Annotated in this window: 23 protein-coding genes; 18 read left to right on the top strand and 5 right to left on the bottom strand. The window is 39.7% G+C overall.

Translation table 11 applies throughout. The features are described from left to right. Positions 1-12: 12 nt before the first annotated feature. Positions 13-1,092 carry an anhydro-N-acetylmuramic acid kinase gene (locus tag I5349_RS04735; protein WP_226389592.1) on the bottom strand — a complete coding sequence of 360 codons (1,080 nt, stop codon included), beginning with the start codon at positions 1,090-1,092 and terminating at the stop codon, positions 13-15. A 117-nt stretch (positions 1,093-1,209) separates the two neighbouring features. Here I5349_RS04735 and I5349_RS04730 point away from each other — a divergent pair, with 117 nt between their 5' ends. The 11 genes from I5349_RS04730 (at position 1,210) to I5349_RS04680 (ending at position 10,930) form a co-directional block, all read left to right on the top strand. Then, positions 1,210-1,929 carry a type III pantothenate kinase gene (locus I5349_RS04730; RefSeq protein ID WP_226389591.1) on the top strand — a complete coding sequence of 240 codons (720 nt, stop codon included), beginning with the start codon at positions 1,210-1,212 and terminating at the stop codon, positions 1,927-1,929. Next, the gene (gene bamG, locus I5349_RS04725) at positions 1,913-3,199 is read left to right on the top strand and encodes a BamG family beta-barrel-assembly machinery protein (protein WP_226389590.1); all 1,287 of its coding nucleotides are present in this window, start codon (positions 1,913-1,915) and stop codon (positions 3,197-3,199) included. Before I5349_RS04730 ends, bamG begins: the two co-directional genes overlap by 17 nt. Positions 3,200-3,210: 11 nt before the next feature. Then, entirely contained in the window at positions 3,211-4,533 is a 1,323-nt protein-coding gene (locus I5349_RS04720; protein WP_226389589.1) for a tetratricopeptide repeat protein, read from the top strand. A gap of 70 nt (positions 4,534-4,603) precedes the next feature. Then, positions 4,604-5,140 (top strand): LPS export ABC transporter periplasmic protein LptC, encoded by a 537-nt coding sequence (lptC, locus tag I5349_RS04715; protein ID WP_226389588.1) that lies wholly within the window; start codon positions 4,604-4,606, stop codon positions 5,138-5,140. A gap of 2 nt (positions 5,141-5,142) precedes the next feature. After that, a complete protein-coding gene (locus I5349_RS04710; protein WP_226389587.1) occupies positions 5,143-5,355 on the top strand; it encodes a hypothetical protein in 213 nt (70 codons plus the stop codon). Between the two features lie 2 nt (positions 5,356-5,357). Beyond that, positions 5,358-6,635 (top strand): hemolysin family protein, encoded by a 1,278-nt coding sequence (locus tag I5349_RS04705; protein ID WP_226389586.1) that lies wholly within the window; start codon positions 5,358-5,360, stop codon positions 6,633-6,635. Positions 6,636-6,711: 76 nt separating this feature from the next. Continuing rightward, positions 6,712-8,820: a peptidylprolyl isomerase gene (locus I5349_RS04700; RefSeq protein ID WP_226389585.1), complete on the top strand. Its 2,109-nt coding sequence runs from the start codon at positions 6,712-6,714 to the stop codon at positions 8,818-8,820. Between the two features lie 85 nt (positions 8,821-8,905). After that, the gene (locus I5349_RS04695; protein WP_226389584.1) at positions 8,906-9,166 is read left to right on the top strand and encodes a DUF493 domain-containing protein; all 261 of its coding nucleotides are present in this window, start codon (positions 8,906-8,908) and stop codon (positions 9,164-9,166) included. Positions 9,167-9,221: 55 nt separating this feature from the next. Continuing rightward, positions 9,222-9,455, top strand: a complete 234-nt coding sequence (locus I5349_RS04690) for a 4a-hydroxytetrahydrobiopterin dehydratase (protein ID WP_226389583.1) — start codon at positions 9,222-9,224, stop codon at positions 9,453-9,455. 3 nt (positions 9,456-9,458) lie between these two features. Next, positions 9,459-10,139 carry a 16S rRNA (cytidine(1402)-2'-O)-methyltransferase gene (rsmI, locus tag I5349_RS04685; RefSeq protein WP_226389582.1) on the top strand — a complete coding sequence of 227 codons (681 nt, stop codon included), beginning with the start codon at positions 9,459-9,461 and terminating at the stop codon, positions 10,137-10,139. Beyond that, positions 10,136-10,930, top strand: a complete 795-nt coding sequence (locus I5349_RS04680) for an inositol monophosphatase family protein (protein WP_226389581.1) — start codon at positions 10,136-10,138, stop codon at positions 10,928-10,930. The genes rsmI and I5349_RS04680 overlap by 4 nt, the downstream gene beginning before the upstream one ends. Here the strand turns inward: I5349_RS04680 and I5349_RS04675 are convergent. Beyond that, complete coding sequence (locus I5349_RS04675) at positions 10,927-12,126, bottom strand: GTP-binding protein (RefSeq protein WP_226389580.1); 1,200 nt, start codon at positions 12,124-12,126, stop codon at positions 10,927-10,929. The two genes, I5349_RS04680 and I5349_RS04675, sit on opposite strands and share 4 nt — an antisense overlap. Positions 12,127-12,329: 203 nt before the next feature. Between I5349_RS04675 and I5349_RS04670 the strand changes: the two genes are divergently transcribed. The 5 genes from I5349_RS04670 to I5349_RS04650 all read left to right on the top strand — a co-directional run bounded on the left by I5349_RS04670 (position 12,330) and on the right by I5349_RS04650 (position 17,121). Beyond that, complete coding sequence (locus I5349_RS04670; protein WP_226389579.1) at positions 12,330-14,117, top strand: MutS-related protein; 1,788 nt, start codon at positions 12,330-12,332, stop codon at positions 14,115-14,117. A gap of 102 nt (positions 14,118-14,219) precedes the next feature. Then, positions 14,220-14,336 (top strand): lmo0937 family membrane protein, encoded by a 117-nt coding sequence (locus tag I5349_RS04665; RefSeq protein ID WP_226389578.1) that lies wholly within the window; start codon positions 14,220-14,222, stop codon positions 14,334-14,336. 111 nt (positions 14,337-14,447) lie between these two features. After that, complete coding sequence (locus I5349_RS04660; RefSeq protein ID WP_226389577.1) at positions 14,448-15,590, top strand: 5-(carboxyamino)imidazole ribonucleotide synthase; 1,143 nt, start codon at positions 14,448-14,450, stop codon at positions 15,588-15,590. Continuing rightward, entirely contained in the window at positions 15,587-16,102 is a 516-nt protein-coding gene (gene purE / locus I5349_RS04655) for a 5-(carboxyamino)imidazole ribonucleotide mutase (protein WP_226389576.1), read from the top strand. Before I5349_RS04660 ends, purE begins: the two co-directional genes overlap by 4 nt. Positions 16,103-16,113: 11 nt before the next feature. Next, a complete protein-coding gene (locus tag I5349_RS04650) occupies positions 16,114-17,121 on the top strand; it encodes a sugar phosphate nucleotidyltransferase (protein ID WP_226389575.1) in 1,008 nt (335 codons plus the stop codon). Here the strand turns inward: I5349_RS04650 and I5349_RS04645 are convergent. Beyond that, positions 17,111-19,477 carry a TonB-dependent receptor gene (locus I5349_RS04645; RefSeq protein ID WP_226389574.1) on the bottom strand — a complete coding sequence of 789 codons (2,367 nt, stop codon included), beginning with the start codon at positions 19,475-19,477 and terminating at the stop codon, positions 17,111-17,113. The genes I5349_RS04650 and I5349_RS04645 overlap by 11 nt on opposite strands. A gap of 131 nt (positions 19,478-19,608) precedes the next feature. Between I5349_RS04645 and I5349_RS04640 the strand changes: the two genes are divergently transcribed. Further along, on the top strand, positions 19,609-19,986 hold the full coding sequence (locus tag I5349_RS04640) for a UDP-glucuronosyltransferase (RefSeq protein WP_226389573.1): 378 nt from the start codon (positions 19,609-19,611) through the stop codon (positions 19,984-19,986). Here the strand turns inward: I5349_RS04640 and I5349_RS04635 are convergent. Beyond that, positions 19,983-20,204: a hypothetical protein gene (locus I5349_RS04635; protein WP_226389572.1), complete on the bottom strand. Its 222-nt coding sequence runs from the start codon at positions 20,202-20,204 to the stop codon at positions 19,983-19,985. The two genes, I5349_RS04640 and I5349_RS04635, sit on opposite strands and share 4 nt — an antisense overlap. A gap of 125 nt (positions 20,205-20,329) precedes the next feature. Between I5349_RS04635 and I5349_RS04630 the strand changes: the two genes are divergently transcribed. After that, entirely contained in the window at positions 20,330-21,235 is a 906-nt protein-coding gene (locus tag I5349_RS04630) for an AEC family transporter (RefSeq protein ID WP_226389571.1), read from the top strand. A gap of 52 nt (positions 21,236-21,287) precedes the next feature. On the opposite strand, the gene I5349_RS04625 is transcribed toward I5349_RS04630, so the two are convergent. Then, positions 21,288-24,284: an AsmA-like C-terminal region-containing protein gene (locus I5349_RS04625; protein ID WP_226389570.1), complete on the bottom strand. Its 2,997-nt coding sequence runs from the start codon at positions 24,282-24,284 to the stop codon at positions 21,288-21,290. Positions 24,285-24,361 lie beyond the last annotated feature (77 nt).

Genomic DNA, 24,361 nt, shown 5'->3' with positions numbered 1-24,361 from the left:
TTATTTTGGGTTCTATCTATCAAAAGAAAAATGACGCGTCCAGCTACCACCCAATGTATCATGAGTAGCTCCTGTGACACTGCTCAAACTGTTGCATTCATTTCTCAAGCTTAATACACCAAGAAAAGCAAATATGAGGGCTTCTTTGAACTCCAACAAATTTGCATCAGGAATAATTATTTGCTGATCTACAGATAGTAGGTTTTGTAGAGTTTCTATGATAAAAGTATTGTAAGCACCTCCTCCTGTGACTAATACCCTACTTTTTGGCTTATTGATGATTTTAGCTATTTGTTTAGCTTGATGGAGTGCTAAAGTATGCAATATGTCCTTAGGATTTTCTTTACGATACTTATCTAATACAGGTTGGAAGTTTTCTGCGAGCCATTCAGTACCTAGAGATTTAGGCCCCAAGTTTTCATAAAAAGAAAGCTGATCGAGCGAGCGGGCAAGTGCTTCGATGCATTTTCCTTCCCGAGCTAGTTTGCCCTGATCATCATATGCATAACCCATTTGTTGGGCATAAAGGTTATTGACTATATTAAAGGGGCATATATCAAATGCTATTCTTGCGTCTGCATTTTCATAAGAGATATTAGCAAAGCCACCTAGGTTGAGACAGTAGTCATACTCGCTAAAGAGCAGTTGATCCCCAATAGGAACTAAAGGTGCGCCTTGACCGCCAGCTTGTACATCTGCTTGACGAAAATCACTGACCACGGCAAGTCCCGTATGCTGTTGTATTTTATAAGGGTTGCCTATTTGAAGAGTGAATTTCTTTTCGGGTTGATGAAAAATGGTATGACCATGTGAGGCGATGAAATCAACCTTGAGCTGTGTGTGTGGATTTAGGAATTTTTCTACACATAGGCCCATAAAGTCCCCAAGCTGATGATCGAGCATGGTTAGTTCTAGACCAGATAGCGTGGTGGATTTAGTTAGTAGTTCTGCTAAAACCGCAGGGTAGGGGTAAGTCACACAAGAGCCTAATCTAAAACTCCAAGAGTTAGATTTGGCAAATTCACAGTAGGCCACATCTAAGCCATCCAAGGATGTTCCTGACATTAAGCCTAATACTTTATATACTTGCATGGAATTCGAGTTAAATTTGCCCTGTGGAGTTTATCTTCTTGACAATTTCGAAAAGTGAAAGCTATTTTAAAAGTTTCTTCCAGACAAAGGTCTTTGTTTAATCGGTAAAAGAATTTTATGAATGCAGTATTTGATCAGGGGAATACATTTTTGAAAATCGGACTTTTCGAGAAAGGCGATTTGGTAGATAAGGCTAGTTTCTCTACTTGGGAGGAAGGTTTAGATTGGTTAAAAAATGTTAAAGTTTCTCATGCGATATATGCTAGTGTTGGGAAAGCCTTGCCAGATGGTGCTCTTGAAAAACTTCCAGTTTCTTGGTTTGCCTTTGATCAGCAGACCCGTTTACCGATCAGCATTGCTTATGACACTCCTGAGACTTTAGGCCTAGACCGCATCGCGGGTGTAGTCGGAGCGCATACATTGTATCCTAAGCGTGCTTGCTTAGTAGTAGATGCAGGGACTTGCGTGACGTATGATTTGATCGATCAGAAGGGTGTATATCAAGGAGGAGCGATCTCCCCAGGACTACAAATGCGCGCGCAATCGATGCATAATTATACTGCCAAACTACCGTTAGTACCACTGGACGCTCAAGTAGAGTTGATCGGGAAATCCACTAAAAAGTGTTTGCAAAGCGGTGTATATCATGGACTTAGATTTGAAATAGAAGGCGTCATCTCTGCCTATCAGCAGGAGTTTGCTGATATTCACGTAATTATTTGTGGAGGAGATGCAAAATACTTTGAATATAAATCAAAAGAACACATCTTTGTAGTCCCCGATTTGGTCCTGTACGGATTAAATAGAATTTTGAATCATAATGTCTCTAAAATTTAAGTACACAAGCGGGCTCCTAGGCCTTTTTCTTTTTTGCACAAGTCTAGCTTCGGCCCAGACCAGTGCCTCCTCTTACTCTGCCATTGGGATCGGGGATTTCAATTATTATGGATCTACCCATAATGCAGCTATGGGTGGATTAGGAGTAAGTAATGGAAACGTATTGTTTTTCAACACTGTCAACCCTGCGCTTGTCGCAAAGCATAACATTGGGATCTTTCAAGCTGGTGTCAACTATGAGAATAGATCGCTTTCTAATGGGACTCTGGAGCAGCCAGTAGATGGGGGAGGATTGACTTACCTAGGGCTGGGTTTGCCGATGAAGCCTGGCAAATGGTCAATCGCTTTAGGACTCAATCCTGTCACTACTGTAAATTATAATCTAAGTATACCTGCTGAGCAAATAGGAGGTACGGAGTTTAGTGCTGAGAATAATATCAAAGGCACAGGAGGGATGACAGAAGCTTATGTGACCAATGCCTTTAGAATTAAAGACAATTTTTATATAGGCTTAAAAATGTCCTATCTCTTTGGATCCATCATAGAGCAAAACATCCAGACGATTGTAGATGACAATGGCTTTCCAGTAGGAAATCAGACAGAGTACTATGACAGACAGAGCTTTTCTGATTTCTCAGCGCAACTAGGTGTTGCTTACAACTATAAACTGAAAGACCAACTTTTTTTGAACTTTGGCGCAGCTTATCAGTTTGATGCAGATATCAATACGAGAAGATTCTTAAGTGTAGGTCTATTAGATAACCAAAACTCTGGAGTGCCTATTGGTGATACTTTGATCAATGATAGACAAAACTTCGTAAGTCTACCTGGAAGATCATCATTTGGTATTTCGATAGAAAAGAGTTTCAACTGGACCTTTGGCGTGGACGTGCATTTGAGAGACATGACGTCATATAGAGGATTCGATGGCGTTACTGAAAATTTTGACAATGCTTACTCGGTGATCGTAGGGGGAGAGTTTACCCCAGATTATACTTCAAGTGAGAGCAGACTCAAAACATGGATCTACAGATTTGGTGTTAGCTATGATAAAACACCGTATTTGATAGGCTCACAGCAAATAAATGATGTTGGCATTAATTTTGGAGTTTCGGTACCAGTAAGGCAAATTAGCATGCTGAATGTAGCCTTAAAAGCTGGTCAACGAGGGACTCTGGACAATGGTGCCATAAGGGAGAATTACTTTAGAGTAGCTCTAGGAGTTACCATCAATGATACATCTTGGTTTATAAAAAGAAAGTTTGATTAACGTTTACAATTATGAAAAAGTTAGCTTTAAGTTTCATACTAGCTGTGGGAATGGCTGGAATGGTAAAGGCTCAGGGCGTATGGAACTGGCCTGAAGATCCTGCTGCGCGTCAGAAAGCAGAGGAGTCTAATGCACTTTATACTGATAACAAAAACGCTGAGAATTATGATGGCGCTAGAGCTCCTTTACATTGGTTGCTCGTCAATACGCCTTCACTCAATGAGTCTATCTATATCAATGGAGAGAAAGTGTATGAAAACTTGGCTAAAAAAGCGACAGATGCAGCCGCAAGAAAGAATTTTGTAGACTCTTTATTCTTAGTATTAGATAAAAGACTAGAATACTTCCCATCTGCTAGTGCAGAATCTAGAGTGGCGGAGATGAAAGTGTTTCATGGATATACTTTCTTTCAAACAGACAAGTCAAGATATGATGAGATCATTGCTAGTGCTGAGAAAGCATTTGAGCTGAAAGGTGATAAAACATCTTCATTTGTAATACCTTTCTACTTCAATTTCTTAAAGTTGAAAAAGCAGGCTTTCCCAGATCAAGTTTCTGATGACTATATCTTGGAGAAATACGATGAACTCACTGCCATGGTCGAGCGTAGGAAGGCTAGCGGAGAAAATGCCAAAACGCTCGATCTATATCAAGGCTATTTGGATGATTTCTTAGCAGAGTTGAAATTGATCGACTGTAACTACATAGAGAATAAGCTACTTCCTAAGTTGCAAGCTAATCAGTCTGATGTGAAGGTAGCTAAGCAAATAGTGAGCTACTCTATCCAGTATAAGTGTACTGATTCTGATGCTTTCTTAACAGCAGCGCAAGTAGTACAGGCAGCCGAGCCTAACTATGGCATGACTAAGGTGCTAGCAGATAGATTCCAGTCAATGGGTCAAATAGACAAAGCTATCTCTTATTACAACCAAGCGATCGAGTTGGCTACAGAGAAATCTGATAAGGCAAGTGGTCACTTAGAGTTGGCTAGAATCTATGAAGAAAGAGGTCAAAGAGGAACTGCTAGAAAAGAAGCTTTGAGCGCTGCTGAGATTGATCCAGCTAAAGCTTCTACAGCTTACAGCTTCATAGGAGCTATGATCTTCAGATCTTATGATCAGTGTAAAGGTGGTGTAAGTCTAGTAGATGATAGAGCGATCTTTATTGCAGCTTATGAGTACTTCAGAAAAGCTGGTGACAATGAAAGAATGGCCCAAGCTAGAGCGCAGTTCCCTTCAAAAGAAGAGATCTTCACAGCGACTAAATCAGTAGGTGACAAGGTAACTGTAGGATGCTGGATCAATGAAACAGTAACGCTTCAGACAAGAGACTAAGCAAACGCTTCATATAAAATACTGGCGGTTGGGTGATGCCCGACCGCCTTTTTTATTTTAATTTTGATCTATGAATAAATGGTTTTTTACCACTTGTATACTATTATTTTTGATGCCCTTACTGGCTTGTGAATCAGACGAGTCTGAGTTTCCTGTGGCATACACGGGCCCACTCAGTGAAGCGACTAATGTAGAACTGATTTTTAGTGATTCCGCTATCGTGAGGATTAACCTAACGGCTGCTAGGAAAGTAGATCTGCAAAATGGGGATAGTGAATTTCCAGAGGGTATTTTCATCAAGTTTTATGGAAAAGATGGTGAACTGAGCTCTACGATCAAGGCAGATAAGGGGTATTTCATCAAAGAGGAAAACCTATATCGAGGAGAGGGAGACGTAGTAGTGATTAACTTGGCCAAAGATGAAAAGCTATTCTCAGAGGAGCTTTTTTGGTCGCCTAAGGAAAAGAAAATATATACCGAGCGGGCTGTTCGAATCGAAAGTCAGACGGGGCTGATCTTGGGAGAAGGACTCATTACTGACGAGAATTTCACGGATTATCAAATATTTAAAATTAGAGATGGCGATGTAGAGCTATCTGGCAACTGATCATGAAGACTTTAGACATCACATTACTATCTGTATCGGCAGCATTATTTATCATAGGCGTCCATCAGACATATATAGGTGGAATTGAATTTTCTTATTCTATCTTTATGCTTTCTTTAGCGATGCTTTTTTGGTATCAATTAAGGAAGAGAAACACTTCCGCTCAGACCCCATCTGACAAAAAGAAAAAGGGGAATAAGCAAAAGAAGAAATAAACATGGATGCTAACTTATTGATCGTACTGGTCTGTCTTGCCTTCTCTGCCTTTTTTTCAGGCTTTGAGATAGCCTTTGTATCCGCCAACAGACTTCAGATAGAGCTGCAAAACAAGCAAGGCACTGTCAATGGTCGCATACTCTCTAACTTTGTAAAAAACCAATCTAACCTCATAGGAACTACACTGCTTGGCAACACGGTTACACTGGTTGTATATGGTATTTTTTTGGCAGTGATACTAGATCCATATATCAAGGAAGTCCTTCCTGATCAGTTTCAAAACAATGCCACACTGCTGCTAAGTCAAACGATCATTTCTACGGTCATCGTTTTGATCACAGCTGAGTTTACCCCGAAGAGTATTTTTATGCTCAATCCAAACTCTATGCTGAATGTCTTTGCGGTACCGATGCTTGTGATTTATTATTTGCTTTATCCGCTAGTATTTGTAGTAGTGAAGATGTCTAGGTTTGTCATCGTCCATATTCTGAAACTAGAATATTCTGAGGATAAGCCAGTCTTCAAGATTACAGACCTCAATGCTTTCGTGCAAAGTATAGAAGCAGCTGGAGATCACTCTAATGTGGACTTAGACACTAAGATCTTCAACAATGCGATAGAGTTCAAAACTATCCGCGTCAGAGAGTGTATGGTGCCTAGAACTGACATTGTGGCCATGGATATAGAAGATGACATTGAGGAGCTTAAAAAGCAATTTATCGAAAGTGGCCACTCTAAGATTATCATATATAAGGATGATATTGATGAAGTGATTGGCTACTGTCACCACCTAGAGCTCTTTAAAAAGCCAAAAAGTATAGAGGATATCCTCAATCCTATTGTGATCGTACCAGAAACGGCATTGGCTAATGAGCTACTAATTCAGCTAATTTCTGAGAAGAAAAGCCTAGCATTGGTGGTAGATGAGTTTGGAGGCACTTCTGGTATCGTATCCATGGAGGATATCATAGAACAGATTTTCGGAGAGATAGAAGACGAGTATGACTCAGATGATTTGGTAGAAAAACAGCTAGATGCCTATAATTTTCTCCTCAGTGGTAGACATGAAATCGACTATCTCAATGACCGATACAACTGGAATCTACCAGAGGGTGAGTATGAGACTTTAGGCGGATTTATCTTATCCATCACAGAAAATCTACCTGTAATAGGCGAAATTATCAAGTATGGACCTTACACTTTTATCATCGCTTCTATGCAAGATACTCGCATAGATACTGTCAAACTTCAGCTAGATTTTGACTCATCTGAGAAGTAATCGATTTTTGTAAAGGATAATATTTTGATTTTAGCGGTAGATGTAATTATTTTGCGACACTTCAAAAAGAATAGAAATGGCATTAATTAACAAAATTAGAGAAAGAACAGGTTTATTGATCGGTGTGATCACTGTAGGTTTAATATTATTCTTGGTTGGAGGAGACATCTTGGGTCCCAATTCAGTGCTTTTGGGTAGTCAAGCCAATGTAGTTGGCGAGATCGCAGGTGAGGACATCACTTATGAAGAGTATTTGGCCAAAATAGAAGAGATCAAGTTCAACTATCAAAATCAAACAGGTAGAGTTCCTTCAGAAAATGAACTATACGGTATCAGAGAGCAAGCTTGGCAAGCATTAGTAGCTGAGCGTACTTTTAGAGAAGAGTTTGAGGCACTAGGAGTGATCGTGTCAGATGAAGAGCTTATCGACATGGTACAAGGAAGAAATATCAGCCCAGAGCTTCAGCAGCTTTTCGTAGATCCTGCTACTGGTCAGTTTGATAGAAATCAAGTCATTCAATATTTGCAGCAAATCCCAAGTATGCCAGTTCAGCAGCAAGCTGCTTGGTATAACTTTGAGAGAACACTTGGACCTTCGCGCCAAAGACTTAAGTATGAGAATCTGATTCTTTACTCTGAGTATGCTACTGAGGCTGAAGCCAAATTAGAGTATGCTGAGCAAAACAATACTGTTGATATCACTTACCTATACATCAATCCAGATGTGGCTATCAGTGATACTTTAATCAACGTAACGGATGATGCGCTTAAGTCATACCTACAAAAGAATATCGCTAAGTATGAGACTGAGGACAATAGAGATTTCAACTATGTATCTTTCTCATTGGCAGCTTCTGCAGCAGACAGTGCAGCATTGAGAAGTGAGATTGAGCGTCTCAAAGCCCAGCTGGCGACAAGTGAAGAAGACTCTACATTTGCTACGCTAAATACAGAAGGTCAGCTTCCATTTGCTACCTATAATTTTTCAAATCTTCCAGGTGTATTTGATGCTAATGTAGCTACTCCTGAAGAAGGCCAAGTCTATGGGCCATTTATCAATGAAAATAGATTTGCCATATATAAAGTGTCTGATATCTATGAGGCTGAAGTAGCTTCTGCTAGAGCAAGCCATATTTTGATCAGAACAGAAGGACTAGATGAGGCTCAAAAGGCGGAGGCTAAAACTAAGATAGAAGGCATCAGAGCAGAGATCAACGATGGTTTGGCCTTTGCTACGGCAGCTAGACAGTATAGTGAGGACGGCTCGGCTAATAGAGGTGGAGACCTAGGTTGGTTTGATGAAAACACCATGGTGGAGCAGTTTACAGAGTCTGTATTTGCTGCAAAGTCAAAGGGTATGATCAATAGAGTGATCGAAACGGAGTATGGCTACCACCTAATAGAAGTAACAGAAGTGCCTACAAAGAGAGCGATAGACCTTGCTACTATCGAGCTAGAAATCATCGCTAGTGATGAAACTAGAAATGAGGCTTTCAGAAATGCTGACTATTTCGCAGGAAATGCGAATGACTTAGCGTCTTTCCAAGAAACTGCTCAGTCTGAAGGTTATGCTATCAACCAAGCAAATGGTATCATCTCTGCTGCGAGAAGCTTCAATAATGTATTGAATGCAAGAGAAGTGGTAAGATGGTTGTACAATGATGCTACGGTAGGAAAAGTATCGCCTGTATTTGAGCTTGACGATAGATATGTAGTCGCTGTCATGAGATCAGAAGTTAAAGGAGGTTCGCCATCTTTAGATGATGTACGTACAGAAGTGACTACTGCCTATAAGCGTGAGATGAAAGCTGACATGATCATCGAAAAACTAAAAGGAAAGACTACGCTTACTGACATGCAAGCAGTATTTGGCAATGATGCTAATATCTATCAAAATGCTGCGGTATCTTTAGGTAGCAATTCACTTCCAAGTGTCGGTTTTGCTCCAGCAGCTATCGGTAAAGCGTTTGCACTAGAAGCAGGTCAAATCAGCCAACCTATCAAAGAAGAAGTAGGTGTAGTAGTGGTACAAGTAGATCAAAAGACTACAGCTCCAGAGATCGGAGATTATACAGTCTACAAGAATCAAGTAGAACAAAAGTATACTTCTAGACTTCCTTTCTTGCTGAATCAGGCACTGACTGACAAGGCCAAAGTGAAGGACAATAGATATAAATTCTTCTAAGAAATTAAAATCGGCCTAGTGCCGATTTTTTTTGCTTGAATGTTTTTTATTCAATAGCTGTTTAGCTGTATAAAATTATAAGGACATGAATTTTGATGAAAAGTCATTTAAGAAAACCTTAGATGAGCAATTGAGCTTCCCAGCATTGTATATGTTTAAATTTATCGTACCAGAAGGAAAAGAGCAGGAGGTGACTGCCTTATTTCCCAAAAACGAAGCGGAGTTTAAACCTTCCTCTAAAGGGAAATATATCAGTGTGACTATCAGAGCTATGATGGAATCTAGTGAGGCTATCGTCAATATATACGGGCGGGCTAAGGCCATAGAAGGAATCATAGCCCTTTGATGATTTCGCTAGGATATATATATTTTTTAACTTGAGGTATTAAATAGAGAAAATCATGTGGAAAGAAGCAGATAATAAATTAAGTAGGACGATCGAGTTTGATGATTTTGTACAAGCTTTTGGATTTATGAGTCAGGTGGCATTGATCGCTGAGAAGATGGATCACCATCCCAATTGGTCAAATGTCTACAATAAAGTAGAGATTGTTCTCACTACTCATGATGCTGGCAATACCATCACAGATAAAGATCGTAAGCTAGCTAAGGCTATTGATAAATTGCTTTCTTAAGTAATGGAACAGACTGTGCAGCTCTACCTAGTGCCGACTCCTATAGGGAATCTAGAGGATATCACGCTTAGAGCTATTAATACACTTCAATCTGTTGACTTTATCTTAGCGGAAGATACACGTACTTCTGGTAAGCTCTTGAAGCATTTGGCTATCAATAAGCCACTTCAGAGCTATCATATTTTCAATGAGCATGGAACAGTAGAAAAAGTCATCAAGAGGCTTCAGGCTGGTGAGACAGCTGCGCTCATCACGGATGCAGGCACTCCCGGTATTTCAGATCCAGGATTTCTTTTGGTTCGTGCATGTATCAAAGAGGATATCACGATCTCATCACTTCCTGGTGCCACTGCATTTGTACCGGCATTAGTTAATTCTGGCTTGCCTAATGATCGATTTATCTTTGAAGGATTCTTACCTCATAAGAAAGGAAGAAAGACGCGTATAGATGCTCTTAAAGATGAAGAGCGTACAATGGTTTTTTACGAATCCCCTCATCGTTTACTGAAAACCTTGGAACAATTGGGAGAAGTTTTTGGTGAAGATAGGCAAGCTTGCGTCTCTAGAGAACTCAGCAAACTGCATGAGGAAAATGTCCGAGGAACATTGGCTGAGTTGCTCCAATATTATCAATCACATGTACTCAAGGGAGAAATAGTACTCACCATTGCTGGCAAAAAATGATCAATCTCAAAGACTTAGAAAAAGCAGTTTGTTCACTGAGTGAATCGGTAGCTGATTTTATCCGAAGGGAGCGCCTTGATTTTGATCTAAGTAAGATTGAGCATAAAGGCTTTAATGATTTGGTTTCTTATGTAGATAAGGAAGCCGAGTTGAGGTTAGTAAAAGGACTTAGACAAATACTTCCTGAGGCTGGTTTTATCACAGAAGAAGGAACAGCAGCAGATGATACGAAGTCTTATACTTGGATCATAGACCCTCTTGATGGTACAACAAATTTTCTTCACGGGCTTCCTGTATTTGCGATCAGTATAGCACTGATGAAGGATCATGAGATCGTTTTGGGCGTAGTCTATGAAGTCAACAGGAGGGAGTGTTTCCACGCTACCAAAGGTGCTCAAGCGATGATGAATGACCTGCCAATCCATGTCTCTTCTGCTACTTCGCTTAGCCAATCTCTTTTGGCTACTGGATTTCCTTATTATGATTTTGAAAAAATGCCTGCCTACCTGTCCATTTTGGGAGATCTCATGCAGCAGTCACATGGTCTTAGGAGAATGGGAAGTGCAGCAGTAGATCTAGCGTATGTAGCTTGCGGACGCTTTGAAGGGTTTTTTGAATATAACTTAAACTCCTATGATGTAGCAGCAGGAGCATTTATCGTACAGCAAGCTGGAGGACGCGTGTCTGACTTTGGAGGAGGACAGGATTACATTTTTGGAAGACAGATATTGGCGACAAATAATGCCATACATGATGCATTTTTAGCAGCTGTCAAGAAGCGCTGGTATTAGAGCTGCCAATCATCATTAAATGTTTGACCTTGGAGAAAAGCTTGAACTTCTTCATCATTTAATAGAGCCGATTCAAACTCTTCTTTGATCCAATCAACGTCCATGTCTTGACCTATGATCACCAATTCGTTCATACGATCTCCAAAGTGTTTATCCCATTTACTTTCTATATGCTTCTGGTTTTCTATAAATGAAGCATATTTGGTTCTTTCTTCAAAGCTCATACTTGCCCACCATACGCCCGCAGGCTCAGCCTTCACCGAACCACCAGCTTGACTCCATACAAATGCCTGATCTGGTCGTGAAGCTAAGTAAAAAAGTCCCTTGCTTCTGATAATTGAGGAAGGCCACTCTTCTGTGATCAATGTCCAAAATCTATCTGGATGAAAAGGTCTCTTGTTTCGAAAAACAAATGAACTGATGCCATATTCCTCTGTTTCGGGAGTATGCTCATTTTGTAATTCTCGAATCCATCCAGCGGAGCTTGAAGCAGCTTCGAAGTCAAATTTCCCAGTGTTTAAGATCTTATGAATTGAAACTTGACTATTCACAGACTTGATGATTTCTGCATCGGGATTGAGCTTCTGTATGATAGCTTCAAGTTCTGATAATTGCTCTGATGAAACTAGGTCAGCTTTATTGAGTAAGATCACATTGGCAAACTCAATCTGATCAGTGAGTAGGTTGACGATGCTTCTTTGATCGGTAGCGTCTTGGTTTAGATTACGTGCATGTACAGTATCATCACTTCCAAAGTCTTTATAAAAATTGGCAGCATCAACAACAGTGACTAAGGTGTCTAGCTTGGCGAATTTGGAAAGATCAATATTGTTTTGTTCGTCTACAAAGGAAAATGTCTGCGCCACAGGAAGTGGTTCGGATATTCCGCTACTTTCTATCAGCAGGTAATCAAATTTATTCTCTTTGGCGAGTTTTTCGACTTCTATCATGAGGTCTTCTCTCAAAGTACAACAGATACAACCATTACTCATTTCTACGAGTCTCTCTTCGGTTCTATGTAGCACATTTTCATTGCGAACGAGCTGAGCGTCTATGTTGATCTCACTCATGTCGTTTACAATGACTGCTACTTTTAACTTTTCTTTATTGTGTAGTATATGATTGAGTAAAGTCGTTTTACCAGCACCTAAAAAGCCGCTAAGTACTGTGACTGGGAGTTTTTGAAAAGTGTTCATTGAATGGATTATTTTAAGTAAAACTCCTACCGAAGTAGGAGTTTTCTGTCAACCACCTAATAGCCTGAATGAAGAGAACGACTATCAGAAATGTAAAATTAGGAATACTTTGATTTAATGCAACAATGTTGCATTAAATAATTCATGAAATGTTGGACATGCTAAAAAGGACATGTGTTACTTTGGGTTAAAATTAATATTGCATGGAATCTGTCAGATCAATCTATCAAAATCACATTACAGAATCAAAAAGGAAGTTTGAGCGCTACAAGCTCTTAGAGAGGAAATGGTCTTTACTTAGGGTGCTTTATTTCCTTTTAGGTATATCGTTATTAATATATGTTACTAGCAGTGGCATATTTCAATTAGCCATTTTGCTTTTTATTAGCTTTTTAGTGGGCTTTGCTCTGTTGGTTCAAAGGCATAGAGAGATTAGATACCTGAGAGATTTCTGGCAAGCGATGGTTAGTGTGAATGAAGAAGAAATTGATAGACTTGATCTCAATTTGACAAAGTTTGATGGGGGAGCTACTTATATAGATCCTGCACACTCCTACACTTCCGATCTTGATATTTTTGGTAAACAATCGATCTTTCAACTGCTCAATCGTGCGAATACCATAGAAGGTAAATCAAGGTTGGCTTCTTGGCTTTCGCAGCCACAGGAGGAAAGTGCTATACTGGCACGTCAAAAATCATCTCAGGAGCTTTCTGATAAAACTGACTGGACTACTTCATTTTTAGCACATTTGAAGTTGGGTGATCATACTACAGTGGATAAGTCCAAATTGACCCAGTGGCTGGCTAGAGAAGAGCAAGTTTATGGGAGAAAGCTCTATCTAGTCTTAAGTATATTGGGACCACTATTAGGCACGCTGTCAGTTGTTTTATTGTCGCTATCTATTATTCCATATGGAGTTTTTGGCATATGGCTACTTATAGGCGTAGGTGTAGTTGGACTTAGATTCAAATATGCCTCAGAGACTGCATTACTTTTAACTCCTTCTATCACATTGCTCAAAAATTATCGAAAAGCAATTTTACATTTGGAGCAAGAGTCTTTTGAATCCGCGCAATTACAAAAAATTCAGTCTAATTTCAAGCAACAAAACTTCTTAGCGTCTGCAGCGATAGAGCGTCTTGAAAAGCACTTAGATCAATTTCAGAACCGTTCAAATATCTTATATATTTCATTGAATATCGTCTTTTTCTTAGATATCATCCTTTTGTATCGAATGGAAAAATGGCGAAAGCAATATCGAGCAAAGGTCGCTGAATGGATGGATCAAATCGGAGAAATGGAGGCTTTGGTAAGTTTGGCTTTTCATCGACATACTTTTCCAGATACAGTTTATCCTTCATTTGTTAAAGTACCCAAATTTGAGGGAGTGCAGTTAGGACACCCGTTGATACCAGTTGCTAAGCGTGTGTCGAATGATTTTAACTTAGGAGATACGGGGCGGTGTTACTTGATCACTGGGTCAAATATGTCTGGGAAAACTACTTTTTTGAGGACGCTTGGAGTAAATATGGTATTGGCACAAGCAGGAGCCACCGTTACTGCCCGATCATTAGAATTATCCCAATGGACCATTTTCACGAGCATGCGAAATCAAGATGACTTGAGTGAAAGTGTATCTTCTTTTTATGCGGAGCTCAAAAGGATCAAGGAATTACTAGGTCTGCTGGGACAAAACCCTCCAGTTTTTTATTTGTTAGATGAGATCTTGAAGGGGACAAATTCAGCTGATCGGATTAAAGGTAGTGAAGCACTCATCAAGCAACTACTAGCTGCTCATGCTAGTGGGTGCATTTCTACACATGATGTTGAGTTGGGTAATATGGCTTCAGAATGGAAAGGCTTGATTAACAAAAGTTTTAATAGTGAGATCAAGGATGACGACATACTCTTTGATTACCAAATAAAAGATGGTGTTTGCCATAGTTTCAATGCTTCTAAGCTGATGCAACTGATGGGGATAAAAGTTTAATTATTTTTTGGACTTGTTTTTGCCTAAGTAACTGTAAATGATTGTTCAACCTAAAGTTTTTTAATTATGAGATCTTTATTGTATTTGATTGCTGTCATTTAGGTGATTGGTTGGTTGTTGGGCTTTTTTGTATATAGTGCTGGTGGATTGATCCACATTTTACTAGTGTTAGCAGTAGTATCCATACTGTTGAGATTTATCGGAGGTAGAGGAGTTTAGTGATATCATGAGGCTGATGAAAATCAGCCTTTTTTTATGCCTTATTGTTAGATAGGTCAAATTTGACCTAAAAGGGATTTAGACTATATTTGAACAAATACTTTTAAGCACATGAGTCAAGTCTCTTATCAAGATATTAAAATCGGAATTTTAGGCGGAGGGCAGTTAGGAAGGATGCTGATTCAGTCGGCTACAGACTTTAATTTAGACATTCACATATTAGATCCAGATCAAAATGCTCCAGCTAAAAGCCTAACAGATAACTTCACCTGTGGAAGTCTGAAGGATTTTGATACTGTCTATAACTTTGGGAGGCATCTTGACTTAGTCACGATAGAGATCGAAAGTGTCAATACAGAAGCGCTCAAGAAATTAGAGGTGGAAGGTGTAAAAGTATTTCCGCAACCTCATTTGATAGAGCTGATACAAGACAAGAGAATTCAAAAGGATTTTTATCTCAAAAATCACATTCCTACAGCAGAATTTGTGCTGACAGATAATCGCCAAGATGTAGAGCGGTTTGTTGATTTTTTACCTGCCGTCCATAAGTTAGGGAAGGATGGCTATGATGGTAGAGGTGTTCAAGTTTTACGAACTGAAGCTGATATACATAAGGCTTTTGATCAGCCCGGCCTTCTTGAAAAGCTAGTTGATTTCCAATTAGAAATATCCGTCATAGTCGCAAGAAATGAAAAAGGAGAGATCAAAGCATTTCCCACAGTAGGTTGTGCTTTTCACCCAGAGCTTAATTTAGTAGAATACCTTTTTGCTCCATCAGGCTTATCTGAAGCAGTAGAACATAAGGCAGAAGCTGTGGCTAGAGAAGTCATTGATAAACTACAACTAGTGGGACTATTAGCTGTAGAGATGTTCGTCACTCGAGACGGGCAAATTTTAGTAAATGAGATAGCACCTCGACCTCACAATAGTGGTCATCACACGATTGAGGCTAATATTACCTCTCAGTTTGAACAACACCTAAGAGCTATACTTGGTATGCCGCTTGGTGATACTTCTATCATTCAACCCGCAGCCATGGTCAATCTACTAGGGGAAGACGGCTACTCAGGAGATGCGAGATATATCGGAATGGATGAGGCCATGGCAACAAGTGGTGTACATGTGCATTTGTACGGAAAAAAAGTAACTAAACCATTTAGAAAAATGGGGCATGTGACCGTAGTAGGAGAGACGATAGAGCAAGTAGAGGAAAAGGCTAAAAGAATCAGAAACTTAATTAAAATAATAGCATGAGTAAGCAAGTAGGGGTCATCATGGGTAGTAAGTCTGACTTGAAAGTCATGTCAGAAGCAGCTAAGATACTGGAAGAGCTTGGAGTAAATTTTGAACTCACTATAGTATCTGCTCATAGAACTCCGCATCGCATGATAGAATATGCAGAGACAGCTAGAAAAAAGGGAATTAAAGTGATCATCGCTGGAGCTGGAGGAGCAGCACACTTACCAGGTATGGTCGCTTCTCTTACTTCTTTGCCAGTGATAGGTGTACCTGTGAAGTCATCTAATTCTATAGATGGTTGGGACAGTGTATTGTCTATTTTGCAAATGCCTGCGGGCATTCCAGTAGCTACCGTAGCGCTTGATGGCGCTAGAAATGCAGGCATATTAGCAGCCCAGATTATTGGAGCATTTGATGCACGTATTGCGGAAAACCTAGAGAAATATAAGCAGTCACTCAAAGAAATCGTATTGGAGAGTGCTAGAGATATCGAAGTGAAGGGCTGGGAAGACTCCTTTGCAGAATAAAGATCAGATCCATGAAAGTTATCATTCCAGTAGCAGGAGTAGGCTCTAGACTTAGACCTCACACACATACTCAGCCCAAGGCTCTAGTGCCTGTTGCTGGTAAAGCTATACTAGGACATATCATTGATGGCTTGATAGAAGCACAAGTGACAGAATTTGTCTTCATCATAGGCTATCTTGGAAATAAAATAGAGCAGTACATTAAAGATAAATATACTGACAAAGGCTTAAAGATTGAATTTGTTGTCCAGCCTGAGCCTAGGGAAGGCATCGCTCACGCACTGTATGCTGCTAGACATGCTATAGCTGGTGATTCAGAAGTATTGATCACCTTAGGGGATACTATTGTCAATATGGATTTTCAAAAAATCCTTCAAAGCGAATATTCTACGATAGGTATCAAAAAAGTAGAGGACCCAAGTCTTTTCGGTGTTGCTGAGCTGGATAAAGAAGGCTGGATCAAAAGGATGGTGGAGAAGCCAGTTATCCCAAAATCAAACTTAGCACTGGTGGGTATATACAAGATCAATAATCCCAAACTGCTTATAGAAGGGGCGAGTTACTTGCTGGATCACCAGCATAAAACTCATGGAGAATATCATCTCACAGATGCACTCATGTATATGGTCGAAAAAGGTGAAAAAATCCAAGTGGTGGAAGTAGATAATTGGTATGACTGTGGCCGAGGAGATTCACTACTAGAGACCAACTCCATTCTGCTCAATAAGCCAGAGTTTAAGACAAATAAAAAGCACAACTTTCCAAATACGATCATCATACCTCCTGTGAGTATAGGGGCTAACTGTAAGATCGAAAGATCTATCATAGGGCCTAATGTGGCAATAGGGGATAATACGATCATCAAATCTTCTATCATAGAACACTCTATAGTGGGGAGCTTCAGTGAATTGAGTGACACGGTGCTTAGCAGATCTATCATAGGAAATGATACCTCTATCGCTGGCCATGGCAATAGCATCAACGTAGGTGATAATACCGAGCTCAATTTTAATGCTTAAGCTGTATACCAAACGTGATACTTCTGGGTAACATAGGCCCATAAATATAAGCGGCATCTCTAAACCTCCCAGTATCAAAGTCATTTTGATAGGCATTGAATATGTTTTGTACACCTAGTTTTATGGTGACATTGGTGTGCTGATTGAAGGTCACATATCTTTCTACAGAGGCATTTACTTCATAAAAATCTCTGACGTTTCTAATAGCTAGTGGTGCAGCGGGACCCTCATAAGGGACTTCCATTCTTCCAGTATAATTTACATTTAGACTTGTTCGCCACTTTGTATTCCACTTGTACGAACCAATGACATGCCCATAGAGATTTGGTGTTCTCAGGATATTGCGTGTCTGTATTGTACTTTCATCTGCAAGCTCGTAGATTTCTACAGGACTTTCATAAATCGCTTTTTGGATAGTAAATCCACTCTGGACTTCCCATCCTAATGTATTCGTCCAATTGAACTCTAGGTTCATACCAGCCACCTGTGCATCTATAGGTGAGTTTCTTTTTTCCAATATTTCTGGAGCATTTTCGGTACTTTCAGCTAGGCCAACTTGTATAAAGGGGTCATTTAATAATGTATAAAAGCCCTCTACAGACAGTTGTATCCTATCCTTGACTCTTTGAGCATCTTTATAAAGTCCAGCAGAAAAGCTTTGTGACCGCTCAGGTCTTAGATCATTCGAGAGCTGTACAAATTGCGCTGCTCCATTGACCGTTTCTATATGTAGGTCCTCATCAAATGCTTGTGGAGCTCTATATCCTGTAGAAAATCCCGTTCTAAACTGCCAAGTTTCATCTATTAAGTGCATTAATTGAACCCTAGGGTTTATTGTGAGTGCGTTAAAAGTAATCTCATTGTCCGACAAGCCTAGTGTATAAGTGCCATCTATGATATTTTGATCTGCACGAATACCACTTAGTACAGTCCATTTTGGATTAGGCTTCCATTCGTGTTGGGCGTAGAGTCCAATTGACTGGGCAGTTTGAACTATACTTCTGCCATAGCCAGGCATTTGATCATCTACCTTATTTCCTACCCATTCTACTCCTAAAGTAAAGCTGTTTTTCTCGGTAAAATACTGCTTCATAACGCCTGTATTCCAAGCGAAATCTGTGGTATTACCATAGAATCGGGCAGCATTGGATAGAGCGTCTGCTATAGCATCATCACTAAGTCCTTCTGACCTAAGAGTGGCTTCATTTCCACCGCCACCATAGTAGCTATCTCTGAGAACTCTCTGTCCTGCAGTATAAAACTGCCATTTACTCGCTGAGCTTGAGATGTAGTCGACATTTATACCTCCACCTATTATCCGATGATCAAGTGCCTCAGCGATATCCGTCAAGTGAGGAGGGAGGTGCAGGAGGTTACCGCCACGTCTGCTCTCATTGATGATGTGTAGGTCGCTAGAGAGCTTGATTTTTGTGTTTGGCTTGAAAAAATGCTTAAATCCCAAAACCTGCTGCGATAACTCAGTGATCTCAGAAAAACCATCGTCATTGGCATCCCAGTCTTCTCGCTCTCGCTGAAGTCCGTACAGTGTAAATCCCTGATTCATGTCCTGATCGATTATATCTGCACTAGCATAAATAGATCTATCAAGCGCTTTACCATCGATCATAGCCCCAGTGATACCCGCCTGAAACTCATTTTGAATAGGGTTTTTAGTAATGATATTGACCGTGCCTGCGATCGCATTAGCGCCATACAGTGCAGATGCACCACCCTTGATGACTTCTATGCGTTCAATCATATGCGTTGGAATATGTTCTAGTCCATAGACTCCAGCAAGCGCACTAAAGATCGGTCGGCTATTGATCAAAACTTGCGTATAAGGTCCTTCTAGTCCATTGAGTCGGATTTGTGTGAAACCACAATTAGCACAGTTGTTCTCTACTCTTAGGCCAGATTGGAATTTTAATCCGTCAGCTAGACTTGATGCATTCATTTGCCAAAGTAAATCTTGATTGATCGAACTGACCTTAGTAGCACTTTCTCTGCTAGATTGCTCATATCTAGCACCACTGATAGTGACGTCCTTTAGTTTAATCGCGTTGGATTGAAGTCTTATAGCAAGTGTAATGTCTTCTTGATTGATATTGACTTCTTGCTCATATGGCACATAGCCTAGTAGCGATACCTTGACTAGGTGATTTCCTTTGGGGATATCATCTAATGCAAATCTTCCTAAAGAGTCGGTTTGTGTGATTTTATTTAAAGAAGGGATACCCACCGTAGCATAGCTTAGTGGTTTATTGTTATCATACACGGTTCCTTTGATGTTTTGGCCTTGTACATCAACTATCAGTATCTGAAATGTATACAAAACCAAAAATATATATCTAATCATATCAGGCTTAATATTTATTTTGAATACACAAAACTAATAAATAGTTTAATCAAATAATAAATTTAGATAAGACTAAATAATCTTTAGATTAACCTTTTGCCCATCAGGCCATTTAAGGCTAGATTTGTATAATGAATGATAAAATAGATTTTGATTTTAAACCCAAGACTTACTTTGAGACGCCAGCTCCAAGTGTTGTTTTGGTGAGGCTACACTATCCAGAAAGTCAGTGGGGAGATGATTTGACCATTTTTGCAGAAAAGCTGGATGGTGAGATATATTATGAAGTGGTGGATTTTTATGGGAATACATTCCACACGGATCCAGTTAAATCAAAGTCTACACTTAAACTTTCTGAGATTATTTACCTAATCGAAACTATAGAAATCACCAATAAGGAGATACTAGGTTCAATGGATATCACGCTTATGGGTACGCCAGAAGTGGAGAGTGAAGTGTACCCGCAGTTGAAAAAGTATTTTGATGAAAAAAGGAGATCAGGATTTTAAAACTCATTCACAGTCTTCACGCTGTAGTTGAAATAGTCAAACCACTGATTGAAGTCTTCAAATGATATACAATCTTTCAACTCGATTCCTTGATAGTTTAAGGTCAAAACGTTTCTGTCAGGGATCAATTTCTTCAGCATATCAGCAATGCTAGTAGGCAGGTTGGAAAGCTGCACGAACTCTGCGTCATCAATGATAAAAGGTGTAATTTGTTCCATTTCTCAATTAGTTTAATACAATAATCTCATTTACGTATAAATTGTTGATTAAAAGCGTGTTATTATTCTGTTAATGTTTTCAAATGTCGCCTTGATGTCTCTCACACTACATTTAATATGCCAAAATGACCAACCTTTATGTACTAGCTCTGTGTTTGATTCTAGGTTTACTCTTTCAGCGAGTAAAGGATTTTCCATCAAATGCTCATATCACCCTCAATAATTTCATCATTTATGTCTCATTGCCAGCTTTGGCATTAGTGTATATACCGCAGATTACTTATAGCCTCACGTTGATTTATCCACTGATGACAGCTTGGATCATATTTGGTGCGGCTGTTTTAATCTTTGGATTTCTTGGTCCTCGACTTGGCTGGGATCGAGCGACCACAGGTTGTGTGATACTTTGTTGTGGTTTAGGAAATACATCCTTTGTAGGATATCCATTAGTGGAAGCGCTTTTTGGGGTGGAGGGGTTGCAATATGCGATTTTGGTAGATCAGCCAGGATCATTTGTCATCGTTTCTTCATTTGGGATCGTGGTAGCGGCAGTCTATGGGCGAGACACGTCTAGGAAGAGAGATATTTTTAAGAAGGTACTGAAGTTTCCTCCGTTTTTGACTTTTGTCTTAGCGTTTATATTAGGGAGTTTTGATATCAAGTTTGAGGGTGTGGTCGCAGATATACTGTCTAAAATAGGGGCGACACTCACTCCGCTAGCCTTAGTTTCAGTAGGTTTGCAATTGAAGGTAAAAGCTACAAACTTTGACTTCAGACCATTACTCATTGGCCTTAGTTACAAGTTGTTTTTAGCACCCTTTCTGATTTTTGCTTTATATGTTTGGATACTTGGAGGGGAAGGAATGCCTGTAGATGTTAGTATCATAGAAGCAGCTATGGCACCTATGATTACTGCCTCTATCGTAGCTTCTAGCAATCAACTTAATGAAAAGCTTGCAGGTATGATGGTTGGTATCGGTGTTCCTCTTTCATTTTTTACGGTGCTCTTGTGGTACTGGATGATTGGATAAAAAAAGCACCTAAAATTCATTAGGTGCCTTTAGTGCTTTTTTTGAAGATAGATTACTCTCCTCCGCCCCTTTTACGAAGTAGCTCGAGTGCTTTCTTCTTAGCTTCTTCTTCTAGCTTTTTCTTTGCTTCCTCAGCTGCTTTTTTTAGACTATCTTCTTTGGCTTTGGCTCTAGCTTCGATGACTTTTTTCAAACTATCTTGCTTTGCTTTTAGATCTGTTTTCAGTGAGTCAGCTATGTTTTCGATTTTTTCTACCGCTTGCTCCTTCTCACTTTCTACTCTGGATTGTATAGCGTTTTGGACTTGCCCTGTGACACTTTTATTGCTATTCAGGCCAAACTTCGGCTTGTCATAAGTACCAGTTAGGGCGATATTAAGTGGAATGATGCTACTCCCTGAGGAGGCTTGTCCAGAAATACCTGCGATCAGATCATTTATCTGAGTTCCTAGTTTGCCAGCAGGTACATCCATTTTGAGTTGATACTGTAGTGAGCCATCTAGTCCAGTGCTACCACTGATATTGGTCTTATATGATCCTATGTTAACGTCAAATGGCTTCACAGAGAACCTACCATCTGTAATTGAGGCGCTTAGCACGAGATCTTTGATAGATACGGAGTTGGCATCATTCAAACTAGTCACGCTGGTCAAGCCACTGAGGAGTTGACTATTTTCATATGCGGCTTTTGCGATATTGATCAGCCCACTTCCGTCTAGCGAGCTAGGTATTGGCATCATATCTTGACCTAATTTTCCGCCTAGCTTGAAAGTAGTGGAGAAGTTTCCAGCTATATGTTGAGCGATTGGAGCCAATGTCTGTATCGTTACAAAAGAGTTGAAGGACTCTTTAAATGAAATTTCTTTTAACTTGAAAGTCATATCAAACTTAGGGTCGCTCATGTCACGAGTATCATAGGTGCCAGATAGGTTCATATCACCTCCGAGTAGTTTCATGCCTGTATCATTAAATCGTAGCACGCCATCTTTTGCGATGATTTGTCCTTTGACTGATTTTAGATTGAGATTATCATATATGACTTCATCGATAGCAGCATTAAATGTGAAATCTACATTTTTTGGGATTTCTATCACGCTGAGCGGTTCGCTACTAGTGGTGTCTACTACCTCTGTCTCGGTCATCCACTCATTGGCATTGAAGCGTTTGGAGTTGAAGTTAACCTTACCGACTAGCACTTCATTTTCACCAAGTAAATAAGGCAGATAGTTGCTTAGTGCTCCCGTCATAGAAAACTTGCTTTCTCCAGCTTGTGCATCAAACTGTGTAAGTGTGATTTCAGATGGGTTGAAGCTGGTTTCTGCTTTTTCTATTTTAAATCCTTGGGGTAAGTCTGTACTCTGATAAGTCAAGTTGTCGATCACAGCCAAGCCTTTAGTTGGTAGATTCGCATATCTTTTAGCTTCTAGATCCGACATTTTACCTTTGGTTTCTAGCTCGGCATAGATATGCCCATCAAGCGTGGTGCCCTCTATAGGATAGATTTTCATAAGCTTGCCTAAGTCAAGGTTACCTTGTACAAAAGCATCCCAAGTGTAGTCGTTGAGATTAGATACTTTCAGCTTTGCGATGACCTCTTCACCATCTAGTAGCATCTTAAAGTCAGACATGTCAAAGGTCGTCTCAGCCATTTTTCCTGATTGATTTAGGATATTGGCCGTTAGGCTGATTTGTTCCAAAGCACTAGGGAAATCACTTGATTTGATATACCCATCTTTTAAATTCATGTTGGCATTAATCTTTGGGATCGTATTGGTAAGGCTATCATATCGGCCACTAGCGGTGATATCTGTACTAAATACCCCTTTTAAAGTCATGCCTTCAAGAGGAAACATGCTTGTCATATCAGCTAGATTGATCGATCCTTTTAAGAATGCATCTATATCATAAGTCACCAAATTGGCGATTTTCATACGTCCACTAAGTGGGTTTTTACCAAAAGCAAGATTGAAGGTTTTGATGTCTAAAGAGGTGTTGTCTATATTACCATCTTTGTTTTCTATGAGTAGATCTACATTGATATCTCTGACAGCATCTGGTAGATCAGGGTATTGAAACATGCCCTCGCTTACTTTGAGCATCAGGTCAAAAGCAGGCATGGAGGTATCACTATATATCCCTTTGACATTTGAGGCAAAGTCTAAGGTGCCAGAGGTCTGTATGCCTTCAAAGCTTTCTGTATAGATGCCTGGTACTAGAGAAAGTAGGCTCTTGAAAGAGTTGTCTTCAGCAGCAACAGAAAAATCCATCTCTATGTCATCTTCTGGCATAGCGATGAATCCATCGAATATGAATCCAAAATCATTGACTTTGATTAGATTCTCTTTGAAAGTGAATTTGAATTCAGGCATATTGATGTTTACTACAGCATCTGCCAGTACTTTTTTATTACTTAAATAGTTGACATCCTCATAGATCATGCTGTGGATGGTTCCTGACAGGAGTCCCTTGAGATCATAGATATCTAATGTAAAATCACCTCTACCATCTAGATTAAGGTCTCTTAGGTCTGTATAGAAGTTCAGTGATTTATCCTCATAGATCATAGAGGAATTACTAATTTCTAGTTGATCTATGGCTATTTGAAGGTCACCTGTACCCGTAGTATCTTCTTGGATTGCTTCTTCTTCAGGGAAAGTAATGTCATAGTTGGCGGCTCCATCAGCTAGTACTTTCACATTGAGCTTGGCTCTATCTAAATGGATGCCTGTCAGTGTAGGATTTTCATCAAAAATAACTGACTTGAGATTGAAGTCTACCTGAAGGGAACCTATGGCAGCCAGCGTATCTCCCGCGAATGGCGCTCTATTAACCACTCCAAAGTCGCCTAAAGTGATCGAAATATCAGGGAATCTTTTGAAAATAGAAGCGCTGATCTTATCATAATCATAATACACGTCTGCATTGACTGCACTAGCTATGGCTTCATCTATTTTAGCTTTGATTTTGTCCTTGAATAAAAATGGCAAACTGGCTAAAAGGACTAGAATGATAGCGACAGCGGCTGTAAAAATTTTTATAAACTTTTTCATGATGGAGAGATGATTTGCGATTTTTAAAATTAACGAAATTAATCTGAGATGGATACGTGTAGCTCTCAATACAAGAA

It is taken from the genome of Penaeicola halotolerans (assembly GCF_016464625.1).
GTDB classification, from domain to species: domain Bacteria; phylum Bacteroidota; class Bacteroidia; order Cytophagales; family Cyclobacteriaceae; genus Penaeicola; species Penaeicola halotolerans.
Note: the sequence above shows the minus strand (reverse complement) of the source record. Positions and strands in the feature narration are given on the sequence as shown.

Excerpts from the sequence above, each read along its gene's own strand:
- I5349_RS04735 (WP_226389592.1), bottom strand. The coding sequence starts at position 1,092 with ATGCAAGTATATAAAGTATTAGGCTTAATGTCAGGAACATCCTTGGAT.
- I5349_RS04730 (WP_226389591.1), top strand. The coding sequence starts at position 1,210 with ATGAATGCAGTATTTGATCAGGGGAATACATTTTTGAAAATCGGACTT.
- bamG (WP_226389590.1), top strand. The coding sequence starts at position 1,913 with ATGTCTCTAAAATTTAAGTACACAAGCGGGCTCCTAGGCCTTTTTCTT.
- I5349_RS04720 (WP_226389589.1), top strand. The coding sequence starts at position 3,211 with ATGAAAAAGTTAGCTTTAAGTTTCATACTAGCTGTGGGAATGGCTGGA.
- lptC (WP_226389588.1), top strand. The coding sequence starts at position 4,604 with ATGAATAAATGGTTTTTTACCACTTGTATACTATTATTTTTGATGCCC.
- I5349_RS04710 (WP_226389587.1), top strand. The coding sequence starts at position 5,143 with ATGAAGACTTTAGACATCACATTACTATCTGTATCGGCAGCATTATTT.
- I5349_RS04705 (WP_226389586.1), top strand. The coding sequence starts at position 5,358 with ATGGATGCTAACTTATTGATCGTACTGGTCTGTCTTGCCTTCTCTGCC.
- I5349_RS04700 (WP_226389585.1), top strand. The coding sequence starts at position 6,712 with ATGGCATTAATTAACAAAATTAGAGAAAGAACAGGTTTATTGATCGGT.
- I5349_RS04695 (WP_226389584.1), top strand. The coding sequence starts at position 8,906 with ATGAATTTTGATGAAAAGTCATTTAAGAAAACCTTAGATGAGCAATTG.
- I5349_RS04690 (WP_226389583.1), top strand. The coding sequence starts at position 9,222 with ATGTGGAAAGAAGCAGATAATAAATTAAGTAGGACGATCGAGTTTGAT.
- rsmI (WP_226389582.1), top strand. The coding sequence starts at position 9,459 with ATGGAACAGACTGTGCAGCTCTACCTAGTGCCGACTCCTATAGGGAAT.
- I5349_RS04680 (WP_226389581.1), top strand. The coding sequence starts at position 10,136 with ATGATCAATCTCAAAGACTTAGAAAAAGCAGTTTGTTCACTGAGTGAA.
- I5349_RS04675 (WP_226389580.1), bottom strand. The coding sequence starts at position 12,126 with ATGAACACTTTTCAAAAACTCCCAGTCACAGTACTTAGCGGCTTTTTA.
- I5349_RS04670 (WP_226389579.1), top strand. The coding sequence starts at position 12,330 with ATGGAATCTGTCAGATCAATCTATCAAAATCACATTACAGAATCAAAA.
- I5349_RS04660 (WP_226389577.1), top strand. The coding sequence starts at position 14,448 with ATGAGTCAAGTCTCTTATCAAGATATTAAAATCGGAATTTTAGGCGGA.
- purE (WP_226389576.1), top strand. The coding sequence starts at position 15,587 with ATGAGTAAGCAAGTAGGGGTCATCATGGGTAGTAAGTCTGACTTGAAA.
- I5349_RS04650 (WP_226389575.1), top strand. The coding sequence starts at position 16,114 with ATGAAAGTTATCATTCCAGTAGCAGGAGTAGGCTCTAGACTTAGACCT.
- I5349_RS04645 (WP_226389574.1), bottom strand. The coding sequence starts at position 19,477 with ATGATTAGATATATATTTTTGGTTTTGTATACATTTCAGATACTGATA.
- I5349_RS04640 (WP_226389573.1), top strand. The coding sequence starts at position 19,609 with ATGAATGATAAAATAGATTTTGATTTTAAACCCAAGACTTACTTTGAG.
- I5349_RS04635 (WP_226389572.1), bottom strand. The coding sequence starts at position 20,204 with ATGGAACAAATTACACCTTTTATCATTGATGACGCAGAGTTCGTGCAG.
- I5349_RS04630 (WP_226389571.1), top strand. The coding sequence starts at position 20,330 with ATGACCAACCTTTATGTACTAGCTCTGTGTTTGATTCTAGGTTTACTC.
- I5349_RS04625 (WP_226389570.1), bottom strand. The coding sequence starts at position 24,284 with ATGAAAAAGTTTATAAAAATTTTTACAGCCGCTGTCGCTATCATTCTA.